The sequence below is a fragment of the Streptomyces venezuelae ATCC 10712 genome (genome assembly GCF_008639165.1).
Classification (GTDB): Bacteria; Actinomycetota; Actinomycetes; order Streptomycetales; family Streptomycetaceae; genus Streptomyces; species Streptomyces venezuelae.
The window spans coordinates 5,932,493-5,948,292 of the sequence record NZ_CP029197.1 but is presented as its reverse complement, the minus strand read 5'-3'; the positions used below and the strand labels follow the sequence as shown (position 1 = coordinate 5,948,292).

Sequence of the window (15,800 nt, the reverse complement as noted above, 5' to 3'; positions counted from 1 at the left end):
AGCCTACGGGGCGCCACTGACAGCCACGGCCGCGCGCGCGTCACGCGAGCGGGTTGGGAACGGTCCCGTGGACGGCGGCGTGGGGGCGCTCGGGGCGGTCCCGGTAGCCGTCCAGGTGCAGACGGTTGCGGTTGAGGCAGAGCCGTTCGATCCGGGGCGTGAGGAGGTCGAAGAGCTCGAACCGTTCCTTCAGCTCGGGGAAGCGGGCCTGGTGGCGGAGGATCTCCGCCCGCAGGAAGGACCAGAAATCCTCTTCGGGGACGTCGAGTTGCTCCTCGCAGAGCGGGGCGAGATAGCGGAAGACGCCGACGAAGAGCCCCGAATGGATGAACTGGACGAGGAAGTCGGGCTCCTCGGTCAGCAGGACGGCACGGACGTCGTCCGGCAGCGAGTCGTGCTCCGGAAGCGGGTGGGCGCTGATGTTCACGTCGTCGACGAAGTCCTTGATCGCCAGACGTACGGGCACGTCGTCGCCGTCGAAGACGACGATGGCGTTCTCGCCGTGCGGGGAGAAGACCGTGCCGTACCGGTAGAGGAAGTGCAGCAGCGGGGGCAGCAGGGCGGCGAAGAGGCGCCGGAGCCAGACGTCGGGGGCGAGCCCGGAGCGCTCGACGAGCTCGGCGACGAACGCCCGCCCGTCGGGGTCCTTGTGGAGCAGGGAGGCCAGGGTACGGGCCCGCTCGCCCGGGGGCAGCCGCAGCGGCTCGCGCCAGATCGCGCCGAGGAGTTCCTTGTACTGGTACGGGACTTCGGGCAGCCGGTCGTACAGGGGGTGCTCGACCGTGACGGAGGCGACCTCACCGAGGAGGACCGTCCCGCACTCGTCGCGCAGGAACGGATCGGCGTCACGCAGGCCGTGCACCCAGGCCGTGACGGCGGGGGCGGCGAGGGTGCGCTCGGTGGGCAGGCCGCGCCAGACCAGGGTGTTGAGCACCGACAGCGGCAGTTTGACGGTGTGCCGGTCGGGTCGGCTCGTGTTGAGGAAGGTGCGCACGGACTGCTGCGGCAGCCGCAGGTCGCCGTCCGCGCACAGCGGGACGACCGTTCCGGCGGCGATCGCCGGGGCGTAGAGCGGGAGCAGGATCTCGTCCCACTGCCAGGGGTGGACCGGGAGCAGGAGATACCCGTCGGGTTCGTGGCCGCGTGCGGCGAGTTCGGCGCGGAAGGCGGCGTGGACCTCGGGGTCGAGCTCCTGGGCGTAGAGGCGGTCGGGCGTGTCGAGGCCGCCGACGCCGCGGTAGGCGGCGAGGCGGTTGCTGACGGCGATCCACGGAAGTCGGGTGGCGCGGCGGGCCTCGGGGGCCCAGCGGGAGACGTCGGTGGCGGAGAAGCCGATGCGTCCCTTGTTGAGGACGAGCCAGGGGTGACCCGTCTGGTGGCCTTCGAGCTCCGCGTACGAGAGGTCGGCGAGGCGGGCCGCGGGGAGCGCCGTGTGGTCGAGGCGGGCCTCGGCGGCGAGGGTCGCGGAGAGCTCGCGGATGAGGTGGCCGAGGGTGGCGCCGTCGAGCTGGAGCAGGCGGCGGGCGCGGACGAGGAAGTCCAGCGGGTCGGTCATCGGCCGGCCGTCGAGGGTGATCGAGTCGGCGGCGACGTGCCAGCTGTCGTAGGCCCCCCTGCGGGCGCGGAACGTCAGGGTGGTGCCGTCGTCGAGCCGCAGGGTGTGGAGGCCGGGGCGGTCGCCCGCCGGGACCGGTTCGAGGATCTCCTCGTAGGCGAACTCGGCGAGGGCCTTGGCGAGGAGCCGGGAGGAGGCAAGGGTCCAGGCGGCGGGGTTCAGCTCGGGCGGGGCGAGGAGTTCGGGGGTGGCTGTCTGGTCTTTCGTGGTGGGCGTGGTGGGAGCTGTGGGTTGTGCGGAGTCGTGGGGTGCAGGGGACATCGACACGAGGACTCCTCGGAGTGGGAACCGCTGTGGGTCGAGCGGTGTATTGAAGACAGAGGGTTGTTCACAGAACGTGACGAAGGGCGCGGTCACGCAGCATGAGCGCAGCTCGTTTGTCGGGGAGGTCGACTTCCGCCGCGAAGCGGAAGCCGCCACTCAGGAAGGCTGAGACGGAGGGGGTGTTACGGATGTCGGGTTCGGCGACGACGCGGGTACAGCGGGGACGGTGGTCCAGGACGAGATCGGCGACGGTGCGCAGAAGCGTGCTGCCGACGCCGCGACCCCGGTCCGTGACGCCTCCGATCAGCAGATGGATACCGGTGTCATGGGGGCGTGCCGGGTAGTGCCGGGCGAGCGGGTCGAGGTCGGCCCGGTAGATCTCGAAGTAGCTCATGGGCGTGGCGTCGAGCACGCCCAGGCACGGGACGCTGCGGCCGTCGCCGTCGAGCTGGGCGCGGACGTGCTCGGCGGTCACGGTCTCGGGTCCGGCGAGTTCCCAGAAGGCTGAGACGGCGGGGTCGTTCATCCATCGGGTGAGCAGCGGCAGGTCTCGTTCGAGGAGCACCGGTACGAGCTGGAAGGTGCCCACGGGTGTGTCCGCCGGGTGCCAGGTGCCGACGGAGTCCAGGAGGTCGCCGTCGAGGTGTTCGGCCTCGGGACGGCCGCCTTCGAGGAGGGCGACCAGGTCGTCGAGCCTCAGGTCGAGGGTGTCGTCGCCGGGCGGCTCGGCCGGTGGGCGGTTGGGGGACACGGTGTCGCTCTCCTCTCGGCGGTGCGGTCGGGGCGTGGGTCCTCGGGAGGCGGGTTTCAGGAGCGGAGGGGGTTGGTGACGGTGACGTAGACGGACTGGGTGTCGACGGGGCCGACGAGTTCGTCCATGCCGTGCAGACGGGTGAGGAGGTTGGCCTTGCTGCGCAGGGTCGCGGCTTCCAGGAGGCGGTGCGGCAAGGGCGAGCCCAGGCTGATGGCGGAGGTGAGGAAGCTGCGGAGAGCGGCGAGCAGGACGCGCTCGTCGGCGAGGTGCTGGGCGCCGAAGGCGCCGATCAGGCCGAGGACGTTGTTGATGCCGAGGTAGTAGGCGAAGCGTTCGTCAGTGATCTGGTCGGAGACGAAGGTGTCGCTGTGGGCGCCGATGCCGGGGAGACGGCTCTCCAGCTCGCTCCGGTGGGACTCGCGGAAGTAGTAGCCCTGGTTGTCGCGGTAGCGGCCGCCGACCGGCCAGCCGTCGGGGTCGAGGAGCACCAGGGTGTTCTGCTGGTGGGCCTCAAGGGCGATGCCGGCGTGGCCGTCGAGCCAGAGGACGGGGCGGACGACCTGGTCGAGGTAGCGGAGGAACCACTCGGCGGAGACGGCGGTGGTGGGACGTCCGGTGCGGGCTGCGAGCCGGCCGATGACGTCGGCGAGGCGGGAGCGCATGGTGGTGGAGCCGGGCCAGGGCCGGGGGGCGGTGAGGGAGGCGATGCAGACGGCGTCGTCACTGGGGCCGAAGGGGTTGTGCCTGACCATCAGGTCGAGGCCGGGGACGGGGGTGCCGTCCGGAGCGTCGACGGCCAGCCAGGCTGGGTCGCGGACGATGTCGAAGCCGGGGTGGGCGGCCTGCCACTCGTCGACGAGACCGGTGCGGAGGAGCCGGTGGACCTCGACGCCTCGGTGGAGTTCCTTACGGAGGTTCTCCCGGCGCGAGTTGGTGATGCGCAGACCGAGGGAGAGCTTGAGCATGGCCCGCGCGCCGGGGCGGTGCACGGTGCGGACGGAGGAGGTGGGGTGCCAGGAGCTGCCGTGGGGGCCGAGGTCGTGGAGGAGGCCGGCGTCGAGCAGGGCGCGGATGTCGGGGCGGTGCAGGAGTTCGCGGGCCTGCCAGGGGTGGACGGGCAGGGGTGCGGTGCCGGCGGGGACCGGGAGCCCCTCGGCGAGGCCGAGGGCGAGCTGTTCGGCGCTGACGGGCCTGCCCTGTTCGGTCCAGGCGGAGTCGGAGGCCAGCAGGGAGGAGTCGACGGCGAGCCAGTGGAGGGGGAAGGAGCCGTGCAGTTCGGGTGAGTAGAGCCGGGCCTCGGCGTCGGAGAGGCCTTCACGGCTCTTGGGCGTGGGGTGGAGGGGGTGGCCGAGCAGCAGGGACTGTTCGGCGGCGAGGAACAGGTCGGCGTCCGGGTGGGGCTGGGGCCGGTGGCGGCGCTCGGTGAGGAACTCGGCGGTGCGGCGGGTGGAGTCCGCGACGCGGCCGACGAGGTCGGTGCCCTCGGGGCGGCCGGTCTCGCGGCTGAGCAGGGCGGCCACGGTGACGGCGTCGACGGTGGGAACGGTGGCCGGGAGGCCTTCGAGGGAGGGGGCGCCGAAGCGGTGCCAGCCGGTCGGGGACCAGTAGCGGACGGGGACGAGGAGGGCGGTGCCGCTGGCGTCGAGGGGGATGCGGAGGGTGGTGGAGCCGGGGGTGGGGAGGTTCTTCTCACGGACCCAGCAGCGGAGCAGGTTCTCGGTGGCGGCCGCGTCGGCGGCGCGCTGCGGGTCCGGGTCGTCCAGCGGGTCGACGTCCGCGACCGGGCGGTGCGGCCTGGGGTCGTACGGGCCGGTGTGCTGACGGGGCACGGTGGGGTCGGCGGGCCCGGACGCCGGGGCGTGATGGCCGCCCTGGTCGGTCCCGGCGACGCGGGACTGATGGCCGCCGGCCTCCGGGCCGGTACTGCGGGCCGGATAGGTGCCGGACTCCGGGCCCGTAGCGCGGGCCGCGTAGGCGCCGGGACTCCGGACCCGTGGCGCGGGCCGCGTAAGCGCCGGGCTCCGGGACGGTGGTACCCGGCTGGGGGGTGCACGGCTCCGCGACGGTGGTGCCCGGCTGGCGGGGGCTCGGGGCCGGACCGGTGGTGCCGAGGTGGTGGGGGCTCGGGTCCGGGGTGGGGGTGCGGTGGGAGTGGGGGGCTGTGGAGGGGGTGGGGGTGTCGCGGGGGGTCGCGGTCAGGAAGGGGGAGGTGAAGGGCTCGGAGGGGAGGAGGGGGGAGGCGAGGGGGCCGGGGGTGAGGGGGGAGCCGGTCGGGGGCGGCGGGGAGGGGGGTGTGGCGTTCACGGGGGCTTCCTTGGGGGTGGGGCCGGGGCGGTCCGGGTCAGTGGGACGGCCCGGGGCGGACCGGTGGGCCGTGGCCCGGGGGGCGGCGGGCAGCTGGGGGGTGTGGGCCCGTTCGGCCGCGGCCAGGGCGTCGGCGAAGCGGTCCAGGACGGCGGTGGCCTGCTCGTCGGTGAGGGTGAGCGGGGGCAGCAGCCGGACCACCGCGGAGTGCCGGCCGCCGAGTTCGACGATGAGGCCGCGGGCGAGGCACTCCTGCTGGACGGCGAGGGCCAGGGCGGGGGCGGCGGGCGGGACGAGGTCGTCGGGGCCGGCCGCGTCGGGGTCGACGAGTTCGACGCCGATCATCAGGCCCCGGCCGCGGACGTCGCCGACGCAGGGGTGGGCGTCGGCGAGGCCCCGGAGCCGGCCGAGGATGCGGTCGCCGAGGACGCCGGCTCGTTCGGCGAGTTTGTTCTCGCGGACGTACGCGAGGGTGGCCGTGCCCGCGGCCATGGCGAGCTGGTTGCCACGGAAGGTGCCGGCGTGGGCGCCTGGTTCCCAGGCGTCGAGCTCGGACCGGTAGACGATGACGGCGAGGGGGAGGGAGCCGCCGATGGCCTTGGAGAGGACCATCACGTCGGGCACGACGCCGCTGTGTTCGACGGCCCAGAAGGCGCCGGTGCGGCCGACGCCGGTCTGGACCTCGTCGACGACGAGGGGGATGGAGCGGTCGGCGGTGAGCCGCCGCATCCGGCGCATCCATGCGTCGGGGGCGGGGATGACGCCGCCCTCGCCCTGGACGACTTCGACGATCATGCCGGCGGGGGTGGTGACGCCGCTCTTGGGGTCGTCGAGGAGGTTCTGGGTCCAGTCGGCGGCGAGTTGGGCGCCGCGGGCGCCGCCGACGCCGAAGGGGCAGCGGTACTGCTGCGGGTAGGGCAGCCGGGTCACCCGGACGTCGGTCGCTCCGCCCGAGGCGTCGAGGGCTCCGGAGGTCATGCCGTGGTAGGCGCCGGTGAAGGCGAGGAGCCCGCTGCGGCCGGTGGCGGTGCGGACGAGTTTGAGGGCCGCCTCGACGGCGTCCGTGCCCGCGGGGCCGCAGAACTGGATGCGGGCGTGGTCGGCGAGGTCGCCCGGCAGGGTGGCGAACAGTTCGGAGGTGAAGGCGTCCTTCACGGGGGTGGCGAGGTCGAGGACGTGGAGCGGTGCGCCGGAGTCGAGGACCTTCTTGACGGCTTCGAGGACCACCGGGTGGTTGTGGCCGAGGGCGAGCGTTCCGGCCCCGGAGAGGCAGTCCAGGTAGCGGCGGCCGTCGGCGCCCTCGATGGTCAGGCCTCGCGCGCGCACGGGGACGATCGGCAGAGAGCGGGCGTAGGTGCGCGCGGCGGACTCGCGCAGTGACTGGCGGCGCAGGATGCCCTCGTATCCGCCGCCGCCCGGGTCGTACGTGTCGGCGCCCGGTCGTTCGGTGGTCCCGTCGGGCGTCCGGCTCTGCGTCCGCGCGGCCGGTGGGACGGCCGGAGCTGATTCGGTCACGGCCACGGCTCGGTGTCCTCCCGCTGTAACAGTTGCGTTGCACATCGGGGCGTCGTGGTGCCCCCTCAAGGGCCGTCTTGAGCGCCACCGTTGTGTCCCCCGTACGTACCAACGACGCGAACTGCCACGGATCACGGGCCGGAGACAAGAACTTGGCGTGTCCCGGATCACGGCACGGCAACGACCGAACGGGGTCCGGAACCGCCGACCGGCCGCGTACCGTCCCCTCCGGCACCGGCATAGTGGGGGCCGTCGGCCGCCGTCCGCGCGGACGCGGCCGCTGTCCATGCACCAGTTGACGTAGTCCCAGGGGGATCACGAGATGCGATCGATCCGTCCGTTGCTGACGGCGGCCTCCGCCGTCGCGGCGCTGACGCTCACCGCGACGGCCTGCGGCCCGAGCGAGGAGAACGCGGGAGACAAGCCCAGCGCGCCCGCGACCGCCCAGAACCCGGCCGACAAGATCAAGATTCCGGCGGACCTGAAGGACCGCCTGAAGGAACACGGGATCGACGTCGACAAGTGGCGCGACGGCGAGTGGAAGAACTGGGACCGCGACAAGTGGCTGCGTGAGGCCCAGGACTTCGTCAACCCGATCATCGAGGACCTCTGGGACCCGGACCGGATGCGTGAGGCCGAGCGTCCTGACAAGCCGGTCGAGGAGGAGGACATCTCGGGCGACAAGGGCGTGACCGACCCGACGCCGACGCCGGTGCGGGCGAGGGCCGTGGACGCGAAGTACCACGACAACGCCCCGGAGTCCGGGAAGGTCTTCTTCGACGGTCCCGAGGGTTCGATGGTCTGCTCAGCCACGGTCGTTAAGGACCCGGCGCACCCCGGCAAGTCCAACATGGTGTGGACGGCCGGCCACTGCGTCCACAAGGGCAAGCAGGGCGGCTGGTACCGCAACATCGCCTTCGTCCCCTCGTACAACGACTCGGCGCTCGCGACCTCGGCCCTCGAGCAGGCGAAGCGGGAGCAGATCGCCCCGTACGGCGTGTGGTGGGCGGACTGGGTGAAGACCTCCGACCAGTGGATCGCCGAGGGCGCGTCCACCGGCGGTGCGGGCGCTCCCTACGACTTCGCGGTCATCCAGGTGACTCCGGAGAAGGGCAGCTCGGGCAAGTCGCTGGAGGAGACCGTCGGTTCGGCGCTTCCGGTGGACTTCAACGCCCCGGCGGTGCCGAAGATCGCGAGCATGAAGGCGACCGGTTACCCGGCGGCGCCGCCGTTCGACGGCCAGAAGATGTTCCAGTGCGCGGACAAGCCGGGCCGGCTGTCGCTGAAGGCGGAGCAGCCGACGATGTACCGCATCGGCTGCACGATGACCGGTGGTTCGTCCGGTGGCGGCTGGGTCGCCCAGGGCAGCGACGGCAAGCCGGCGCTGGTGTCGAACACCTCGATCGGCCCGTCATCGGCGGGTTGGCTCGCCGGTCCGCGCCTCGGTCCCGAGGCCAAGGCCATCTTCGACGAGGTCAGCAAGAAGTACGCCGGCCGGTAGGCCCGCGGGGTGGAGGCGGGGCCCCGGGTCCCGCCTCCCCGTGCCCGCCTCGCGTGGCGGCCGTCTCGCGTGGCGGCCGTCTCGCGTGGCGGCCGTCTCGCGCAGCCGCGCGCGACGTGCGGCGGCTGCCCTGAGGGGCGGCGGCCGGGCGCCGGACGACCGGCATACTGTGCACCGCAAAGTGACGCGTCCATGGCAAAGTCAAGGCGAGAACGCGCCGTCGACCGAGCCGATCCGATCCGGAGGACGCGGGAAACATCTCAGGGGGAATTCACCACATGCGTTCCGTACGACTCCTGCCCGCCGCCCTGGGCCTGGCCGGCGCGCTCGCGCTGACGGCCACGGGCTGCGGACCGACCGAGACACCGGCCGCCTCCGACAAGCCGTCCGCCGGGGCGAGCAGCTCCGCGCCCGCCGGCGACGCCGGCACCGGCGGCACCGGCGACGGCCTCACCAAGGATCTCGCCGACAAGCTGAAGAAGCGCGGCGTCGACCTGGACAAGTGGAAGGACGGCGAGTGGAAGAACTGGGACACGAACACCTGGCTCCGTGAGGCCGAGGACTTCGTGAACCCGGTCATCGAGGGACTCTGGGACCCGGCGCGGATGCAGTCCGCGAAGAGCCCGGACCAGACGATCACCGCCCAGGCCGGCAGCGGCGGCAGTGACCCGATACCCCGCCCCGTCAAGGCCCAGCGCGAGAAGACCCCGTACCACCGCAACGCCGCCCCGGTCGGGAAGATCTTCTTCGACTCGCCCCAGGGTCACATGGTCTGCTCCGGCACGATCGTGAAGGACCCCCGCCGGCCCGGGAAGTCCAACATGGTCTGGACGGCGGGCCACTGCGTCCACGCGGGCAAGAAGGGCGGCTGGTACCGCAACATCACCTTCGTCCCGGCCTACAACGACCTGGGCAAGTCCCCCGCCGCGCTCAGCAACGCCCGGCCGCACGAGATCTACCCGTACGGCCAGTACTGGGCCGACTGGGCCGTGACCTCGGGTGAGTGGATCCAGTCCGGCGGCACCAACCAGGCCTGGCCGTACGACTACGCCGTGCTGCACGTGCAGCCGCAGCGGGGCGGCAAGTCCCTGGAGGAGACGGTCGGCGTCGCGCTGCCGGTCGACTTCTCCGCTCCGTCGCCCGCGCAGGCCGGCACGATCGGCGCCTGGGGATACCCGCAGGCGCCCCCGTACAACGGTGTGATCATGCACAAGTGCCTGGACCGCGGGACACGGATGACCACGGCGCCTGCCACCCCGGTGATGTACCGGATCGGCTGCACGATGACCGCGGGTTCGTCCGGCGGCGGCTGGTTCCGGGTGCTGCCGAACGGGAAGACGGCGCTCGTGTCGAACACCTCGATCGGCCCGGCCGGCAGCAACGGCTGGCTCGCCGGACCCCAGCTGGGCCGGGGCGCCAAGGCGGCCCACGAGATGGTCAGCAAGAAGTTCGCCCGCTGACCCGTCGCGACCGCGGAAGCGCCCGCGCCACGGGTACGGCCCGCGCGACCCGCAGCACCGCGACCCGCACCACCGCGATCTGCACGACTGCGGCCCGCAGCACCGCGGCCCGCAGCACCTGACGGCCGAAGGCGCCGGTGACGGCCGAAGGCGCCGGTCCCCTCCCTCGTGGGAGGAGGCCGGCGCCTTCGGCGTACTGCGGGTCCGTGCGCGGTGCGTCAGTGCGCGGCGGGCACGTACGGCGCGAGCATCGCCGCCAGTTCCTCGTGCACCCGGGCCTTGAGCAGGGTGCCCTCCGGGGTGTGCTCCTCGGACTCGACCTCGCCCTCGGCGTGCACCCGGGAGACCAGGCCGCCCTGCGTGTACGGCACGAGGGCTTCCAGCTCGACCTCCGGGCGGGGCAGCTCGGAGTCGATGAGCGCGAGCAGCTGCTCGATGCCCTGGCCCGAACGGGCCGACACCACGATGGAGTGCTTCTCCATCCGCAGCAGGCGCTGGAGGACCAGCGGGTCCGCCGCGTCCGCCTTGTTGATGACGACGATCTCCGGCACGTTCACCGCGCCGACGTCCCGGAAGACCTCGCGCACGGCGGCCAGCTGCTCCTCCGGAGCCGGGTGCGAGCCGTCCACCACGTGCAGGATGAGGTCGGAGTCGCCGACCTCCTCCATGGTGGAGCGGAACGCCTCGACCAGGTGGTGCGGCAGGTGCCGGACGAAGCCGACCGTGTCGGCCAGGGTGTAGACCCGGCCGGTGGGCGTCTCGGCCCGGCGCACGGTCGGGTCGAGCGTGGCGAACAGGGCGTTCTCCACGAGCACGCCCGCGCCGGTGAGCCGGTTGAGCAGGGAGGACTTGCCGGCGTTGGTGTATCCGGCGATGGCGACCGACGGCACCTTGTTACGGCGCCGCTCCTGCCGCTTGATGTCACGGCCGGTCTTCATCTCCGCGATCTCCCGGCGCATCTTCGCCATCTTCTCGCGGATCCGCCGCCGGTCGGTCTCGATCTTGGTCTCACCGGGACCACGGGTGGCCATGCCGCCACCGCCGCCGCCACCCATCTGACGGGAGAGCGACTGACCCCAGCCACGCAGGCGCGGCAGCATGTACTGCATCTGCGCGAGCGCGACCTGCGCCTTGCCCTCTCGGGACTTGGCGTGCTGGGCGAAGATGTCGAGGATCAGGGCGGTCCGGTCGACCACCTTGACCTTGACGACGTCTTCGAGGGCGATGAGCTGGCCGGGGCTGAGCTCGCCGTCGCAGACGACGGTGTCGGCACCGGTCTCGACCACGATGTCGCGCAGTTCGCGCGCCTTGCCGGAGCCGATGAAGGTCGCCGGGTCCGGCTTGTCACGGCGCTGGATGACGCCGTCGAGTACGAGGGCGCCCGCCGTCTCGGCGAGGGCCGCCAGTTCGGCGAGGGAGTTCTCCGCGTCCTGGACGGTCCCCGAGGTCCACACACCGACCAGCACGACGCGCTCGAGGCGCAGCTGGCGGTACTCGACCTCGGTGACGTCCTCGAGCTCGGTCGAGAGGCCGGCGACACGGCGCAGGGCCGCGCGCTCGGAGCGGTCGAACTGGTCGCCGTCCCGCTCTCCGTCGATCTCGTGGCTCCAGGCGACGTCCTCTTCCATCAGGGCATCGGCCCGAAGGCTCTCGGTACGGCTCGTCTCCGCGAAGCGCTGCTCGTCCTGGGAAGGGGAAGAAGAGGAGGTCATTTGATCCTTACGTCGATTGCTCCGCCTGCCCGGGGACAGGGAGCGATGAGTCTTATGCCGTCACAACGCGTGAGGGCGCCGGAAGATTCCCGCGCCGCCGGCCGCGTCGCCGACCTGACGATGGTGACACGGTCCGGCGCGGCCCGTCACCCGGGTTTCGGCGCGGTCCTGGTGGCCTGGGCGGGGCGGCTGCGCCAGTCCGGATGCCCGGGCATCGCGGGGGTCCTCTTGTCGTACAGCCAGGGGCGGAGGAAGCCGGTGAGGTCCCGTCCGGCGACCTCGCCGGCCAGCGCGATGAAGTCGGCGGTGGTGGCCGTGCCGTCGCGGTGGTCGGCGACCCAGCGCCGCTCCAGACGCCGGAAGGCCTCGGTGCCGATCTCCTGGCGGAGCGCGTAGAGGACGAGGGCGCTGCCGTCGTAGACGACCGGCCGGAAGAGGCTGATCTTGTGCCCCGGCGAGGGCGGCTCGGGGGCGGCGGGCGGGCCGCCGTCGGCACGCCACCCGTCGGAGGCGGCGTACGCGGCCTTCATGCGGCGCTCCAGGGACTTGCCTGCGGTCTCCTCGGCGTACAGCGCCTCGTACCAGCTGGCGTGGCCTTCGTTGAGCCACAGGTCGGACCAGGTCCGGGGCGAGACGCTGTCGCCGAACCACTGGTGGGCCAGCTCGTGCACCATGATCGAGTCGACGTACCACTGCGGGTAACGGGGTTCGGTGAAGAGCCGGCGTTCGAACAGCGAGAGGGTCTGGGTCTCCAGCTCGAAGCCCGTGGTGGCGTCCGCGACGAGCACCCCGTACGTCTCGAAGGGGTACGGGCCGACCTGCCGCTCCATCCACTCCAGATGTCCGGGGGTGCGGCGCAGCCACGGCTCCATCAGCTCCCGGTCGGCGGTCCGCACCACGTCCCGTACGGGCAGCCCGTGGGGTCCTGCCCGGTGCACGACCGTGGAGCGGCCGATGGAGACCTGGGCGAGCTCGGTGGCCATCGGGTGCCCGGTCCGGTAGGTCCAGGTCGTGGTGGCGCCGTCGCTGACGCGCCCGGTGGGCAGGCCGTTGGCGACGACGGTCAGCTCGCTCGGGGCGGTGACCCGGAAGGTGAAGTACGCCTTGTCCGCCGGGTGGTCGTTGGACGGGAAGACCCGGTGGGCGGCGTCGGCCTGGTTGGCCATGGCGAGTCCGTCGCCGGTGCGGACCCAGCCGCCGGTGTCCCCGGGGCCGGAGGGATCGCTGGTGTGGGTGACGGTGATCTCGATCGACTCGCCCTCGTCGATCGGCACGGCCGGGGTGACGACCAGGTCCTCACCGCTGGTGACGTAGTCGGCGGGCAGCCCGTCGACGGTGACGGCCGAGACCGTGCCGTGGGTGAAGTCGAGGTTGAGCCGCTCCAGGTCGTCGGTGGCGACCGCGTCGATCCGGGTGACCGCGGCGAGGGGCCGGGTGTTCACCCCCGGATAGGTGAGGTCCAGGGCGTACGCGAGGACGTCGTACCCGGGATTGCCGAGGTGGGGGAAGAGCGGGTCCCCGATGCCGAGCGGCGCCGGGGCGGGCAGCGCCGCGGCGACCAGACCCGCCGAGGCGGCGACCAGGACGGCGGAGCGGAGCCACCGCGCGCGGGGCAGGGGGGTTCGGACGAGCGGCATGGACCAGGCCTTTCCGGACGACTGGCCCTACGGCTACCAGGGCTCCGCCCGCTCCCCCACGCGACGCGCTCGCCCGCCACCCGAAGGGGGTCACACGGGGCGTCGAGCGCGACGGGGGCCTTGGCCGGGCGGTCGGGTGCGGGGGCGTACTGTCCGCCGGGTTGTCGGGGGCGCGAGCGCCTGTCCCCGGGGCGTGGGGCGCGCGACGGCGGCCCGTACGGGCACCGGGCACGCGACGGCGCTGGCCGTACGGCCGTCGGACGCGCGGCCGGGGTACCCGGGCGCGCGCGACGGCTGACCGTACGGCATTGGGCGCGCGACGGCTGACCGGCTGACCGTCGGACGCGCGGCCGTGGTGCCCGGGCGCGCGCGAAGCCGGCCCGCCCGGTCGTCGGCGAGCGACGGTTGACCGTACGGCCGTCGGGCGCTTGGCCGGGGCACCCGGGCACGTGCGACGCCGGCCCGCCCGCCCGGTCGTCGGCGAGCGACGGCTGCCCGTACGGCCCTCGGGTGCGTCGCCGGTCGTCGGGTGCGTCGCCGGCCGTCAGGTGCGTCGCCGTGGTGCCCGTCCGCCCCGGCCCCGGCCCCGGCGCCCGTCCCCGTGGCCTCAGGCGCGGCGGGGGTCCGAGGGGGCGCGGTGGCGGGCGCGGCTCACGTCGTACACGCCGGGCACGTCCCGCATGGCCCGCATGAGGGCGGCGAGCCGGCCCACGTCGGGCAGGTGGAGGGTGTACGTGTGGCGGACCCGCTGCTCGCTGGGCGGCTCGACGGTCGCGGAGACGACGGCGGCGCCCGCGACGGCGATGGCCTCGGTGAGGTCCGCGAGGAGGCCCGGCCGGCCGAAGGACTCGGCGACGAGGGTGACCCTGCCCTGCGCCGTGTCGCCCCAGCGCACCGCGACGGGTGTACGGCCCAGCCGGCGCATGGTGTCGACGGCCGCGCAGCCCGCGCGGTGGACGGTGACAGAGCCCCCGCGCACCCGGAACCCGGTGATCTTGTCCGGCGGTACGGGTGTGCAGCAGCCGGCCGGACGGACGGCGGCCCGGGGCTCGCCCTCCAGGTCGGCGTGGAGCTCGGCCCCCGAGCGGTGGTCGGCGGGGACGTCGGCCTGCGGCCGGGGCGCGCTGGTGTCGGCCGGCGGCGCAGTGCTCTCCGGGTGGGCCCGGAGCCAGCCGTCGATGGCGATCCGAGCGGCCGGGGTACGGGCGTGGTCGAGCCACTCCGGGGACGGCCCGGACACGGTGTCCTGGGCCAGCAGCAGCTGGACGGTGTCCCCGTCGCCGAGGACGGTGCTCAGGGGGGTGAGGCGGCCGTTGACGCGGGCGCCGAGGCAGCCGTGGGCGGCCTCGCCGTGCTGGGCGTACGCCGCGTCGACGCAGCTGGCTCCGGCGGGCAGGCCGAGCGTTCCGCCGTCGGCGCGGAACACGGTGATCTCGTCGTCCTCGGCGAGGTCCGCGCGGAGCGAGGTCCAGAACGTGTCCGGGTCGGGGGCCGCCTGCTGCCAGTCGAGCAGCCGGGAGAGCCAGCCGGGGCGGGTGGGGTCGACGCGCTCGCCGTCCTCGGCGGGGGACGCGGCGGCGTCGCGTGACGCGTCGGCGCCGGGTGACGCGTCGGCGCCGGGTGACGCGTCGGCGCCGGGGCGGCGATCGGTGGTCCCGGACCGGTCGGAGGTTCCCGGGCGGGAGGAGGCCTCGGCCCGGGAGGAGGCCCCGGGTCGGGTGGAGGATCCGGCCCTGGATGAGGCCCCGGGCCTCGACGTGGTCTCGGGGCGGAAGGCGTGCGCCTGCGGGGCCACGGCGGCGCCGCCGTCCCCGTCCGCGAGGTCGCCGGGGGCGGCGGCCGGCTCCTGCCCCACGTGCGGGTTGCCGAGCGCGACGACGCCGGCCTCCGCGACCGTGTGCATCCGGTGGGTGCGGATGAGGACCTCGGCCACGGCTCCGTCCGGGGCCGCGATCGCGGTGTGCAGGGACTGGTACAGGTTGAACTTGGGCGCCGCGATGAAGTCCTTGAACTCGGAGATCACCGGGGTGAAGCAGGTGTGCAGCTCGCCGAGGACCGCGTAACAGTCGGCGTCCTCCGCGACCAGGACGAGCAGCCGGCCGAAGTCGCAGCCGCGCAGCTCGCCCCGCTTGAGCCTGACCCGGTGGACGGAGACGAAGTGCCGTGGCCTGACGAGGACTTCGGCGCCGATGTCCGCCTCACGCAGGACCGTCGCCACCTGCTCGGCGACCGCGCCGAGCGCGTCGCTCGCCTGCGGGTTGCCCGCGATCAGGGCGCGGGTGGTCTCGTACTCCTCCGGGTGGAGGATCGCGAAGACGAGGTCCTCCAGCTCCGTCTTGAGGGCCTGCACGCCGAGCCGCTCGGCGAGCGGGATGAGGACGTCGCGGGTGACCTTGGCGATCCGCGCCTGTTTCTCCGGCCGCATCACGCCGAGGGTGCGCATGTTGTGCAGCCGGTCGGCGAGTTTGATCGACATCACCCGGACGTCGTTGCCGGTGGCGACGAGCATCTTGCGGAAGGTCTCGGGCTCGGCCGCGGCGCCGTAGTCGATCTTCTCGACCTTGGTGACGCCGTCGACGAGGTAGGCGACCTCGTCGCCGAACTCCCGGCGCACCTGATCGAGCGTCACCTCGGTGTCCTCGACGGTGTCGTGGAGGAGGGAGGCGGTCAAAGTGGTGGTCTCCGCGCCGAGTTCGGCGAGGATGAGGGTCACCGCGAGCGGATGGGTGATGTACGGCTCGCCGCTCTTGCGGAACTGGCCGCGGTGCGAGGACTCGGCGAGGACGTACGCCCGGCGCAGCACCGAGAGGTCGGCCTCGGGATGGTGGGCGCGGTGCGCCTCGGCCACATGGCTGATGGCGTCCGGCAGTCGGTCACGGGGCGCCGGTCCCGCGGTGGCGCCGAGCAGGGCCGCCCGGCCCAGCCGGCGCAGGTCGATCCGGGCGCGTCCGCGTCTGCGGACGGTCACATCGGTGTCGGCGGCTTCCGCCGCGCCCACGGGATTGGTGGCCTCTGCGCTCATGGGGCACCTCCGGCAA

General features: G+C 73.4%; 8 protein-coding genes and 1 pseudogene. 2 read left to right on the top strand and 7 right to left on the bottom strand.

Features of this window, described 5'->3' with window-relative positions; translation table 11 throughout:
* Positions 1-40: 40 nt before the first annotated feature.
* The 4 genes and pseudogenes from DEJ43_RS27515 to DEJ43_RS27495 form a co-directional block, all read right to left on the bottom strand.
* Positions 41-1,876 (bottom strand): IucA/IucC family protein, encoded by a 1,836-nt coding sequence (locus DEJ43_RS27515; protein WP_015036659.1) that lies wholly within the window; start codon positions 1,874-1,876, stop codon positions 41-43.
* A 67-nt stretch (positions 1,877-1,943) separates the two neighbouring features.
* Positions 1,944-2,630, bottom strand: coding sequence for a GNAT family N-acetyltransferase (locus DEJ43_RS27510; protein WP_015036658.1), 687 nt, complete (start codon positions 2,628-2,630; stop codon positions 1,944-1,946).
* Between the two features lie 56 nt (positions 2,631-2,686).
* A complete protein-coding gene (locus tag DEJ43_RS27505) occupies positions 2,687-4,462 on the bottom strand; it encodes an IucA/IucC family protein (protein WP_078508752.1) in 1,776 nt (591 codons plus the stop codon).
* Positions 4,463-5,015: 553 nt separating this feature from the next.
* A pseudogene (locus DEJ43_RS27495) lies at positions 5,016-6,458 on the bottom strand (diaminobutyrate--2-oxoglutarate transaminase family protein); the annotation flags it as partial.
* Between the two features lie 316 nt (positions 6,459-6,774).
* Here DEJ43_RS27495 and DEJ43_RS27490 point away from each other — a divergent pair.
* Both DEJ43_RS27490 and DEJ43_RS27485 read left to right on the top strand, forming a co-directional pair.
* Complete coding sequence (locus DEJ43_RS27490) at positions 6,775-7,953, top strand: trypsin-like serine peptidase (protein WP_015036655.1); 1,179 nt, start codon at positions 6,775-6,777, stop codon at positions 7,951-7,953.
* Between the two features lie 278 nt (positions 7,954-8,231).
* Entirely contained in the window at positions 8,232-9,413 is a 1,182-nt protein-coding gene (locus DEJ43_RS27485; protein WP_015036654.1) for a trypsin-like serine peptidase, read from the top strand.
* A gap of 218 nt (positions 9,414-9,631) precedes the next feature.
* Here the strand turns inward: DEJ43_RS27485 and hflX are convergent, their stop codons facing one another.
* The 3 genes from hflX to DEJ43_RS27470 form a co-directional block, all read right to left on the bottom strand.
* Positions 9,632-11,125, bottom strand: coding sequence for a GTPase HflX (hflX, locus tag DEJ43_RS27480; RefSeq protein ID WP_015036653.1), 1,494 nt, complete (start codon positions 11,123-11,125; stop codon positions 9,632-9,634).
* 146 nt (positions 11,126-11,271) lie between these two features.
* On the bottom strand, positions 11,272-12,762 hold the full coding sequence (locus DEJ43_RS27475; protein ID WP_015036652.1) for a M1 family metallopeptidase: 1,491 nt from the start codon (positions 12,760-12,762) through the stop codon (positions 11,272-11,274).
* Between the two features lie 607 nt (positions 12,763-13,369).
* On the bottom strand, positions 13,370-15,784 hold the full coding sequence (locus DEJ43_RS27470) for a RelA/SpoT family protein (protein WP_015036651.1): 2,415 nt from the start codon (positions 15,782-15,784) through the stop codon (positions 13,370-13,372).
* Positions 15,785-15,800 lie beyond the last annotated feature (16 nt).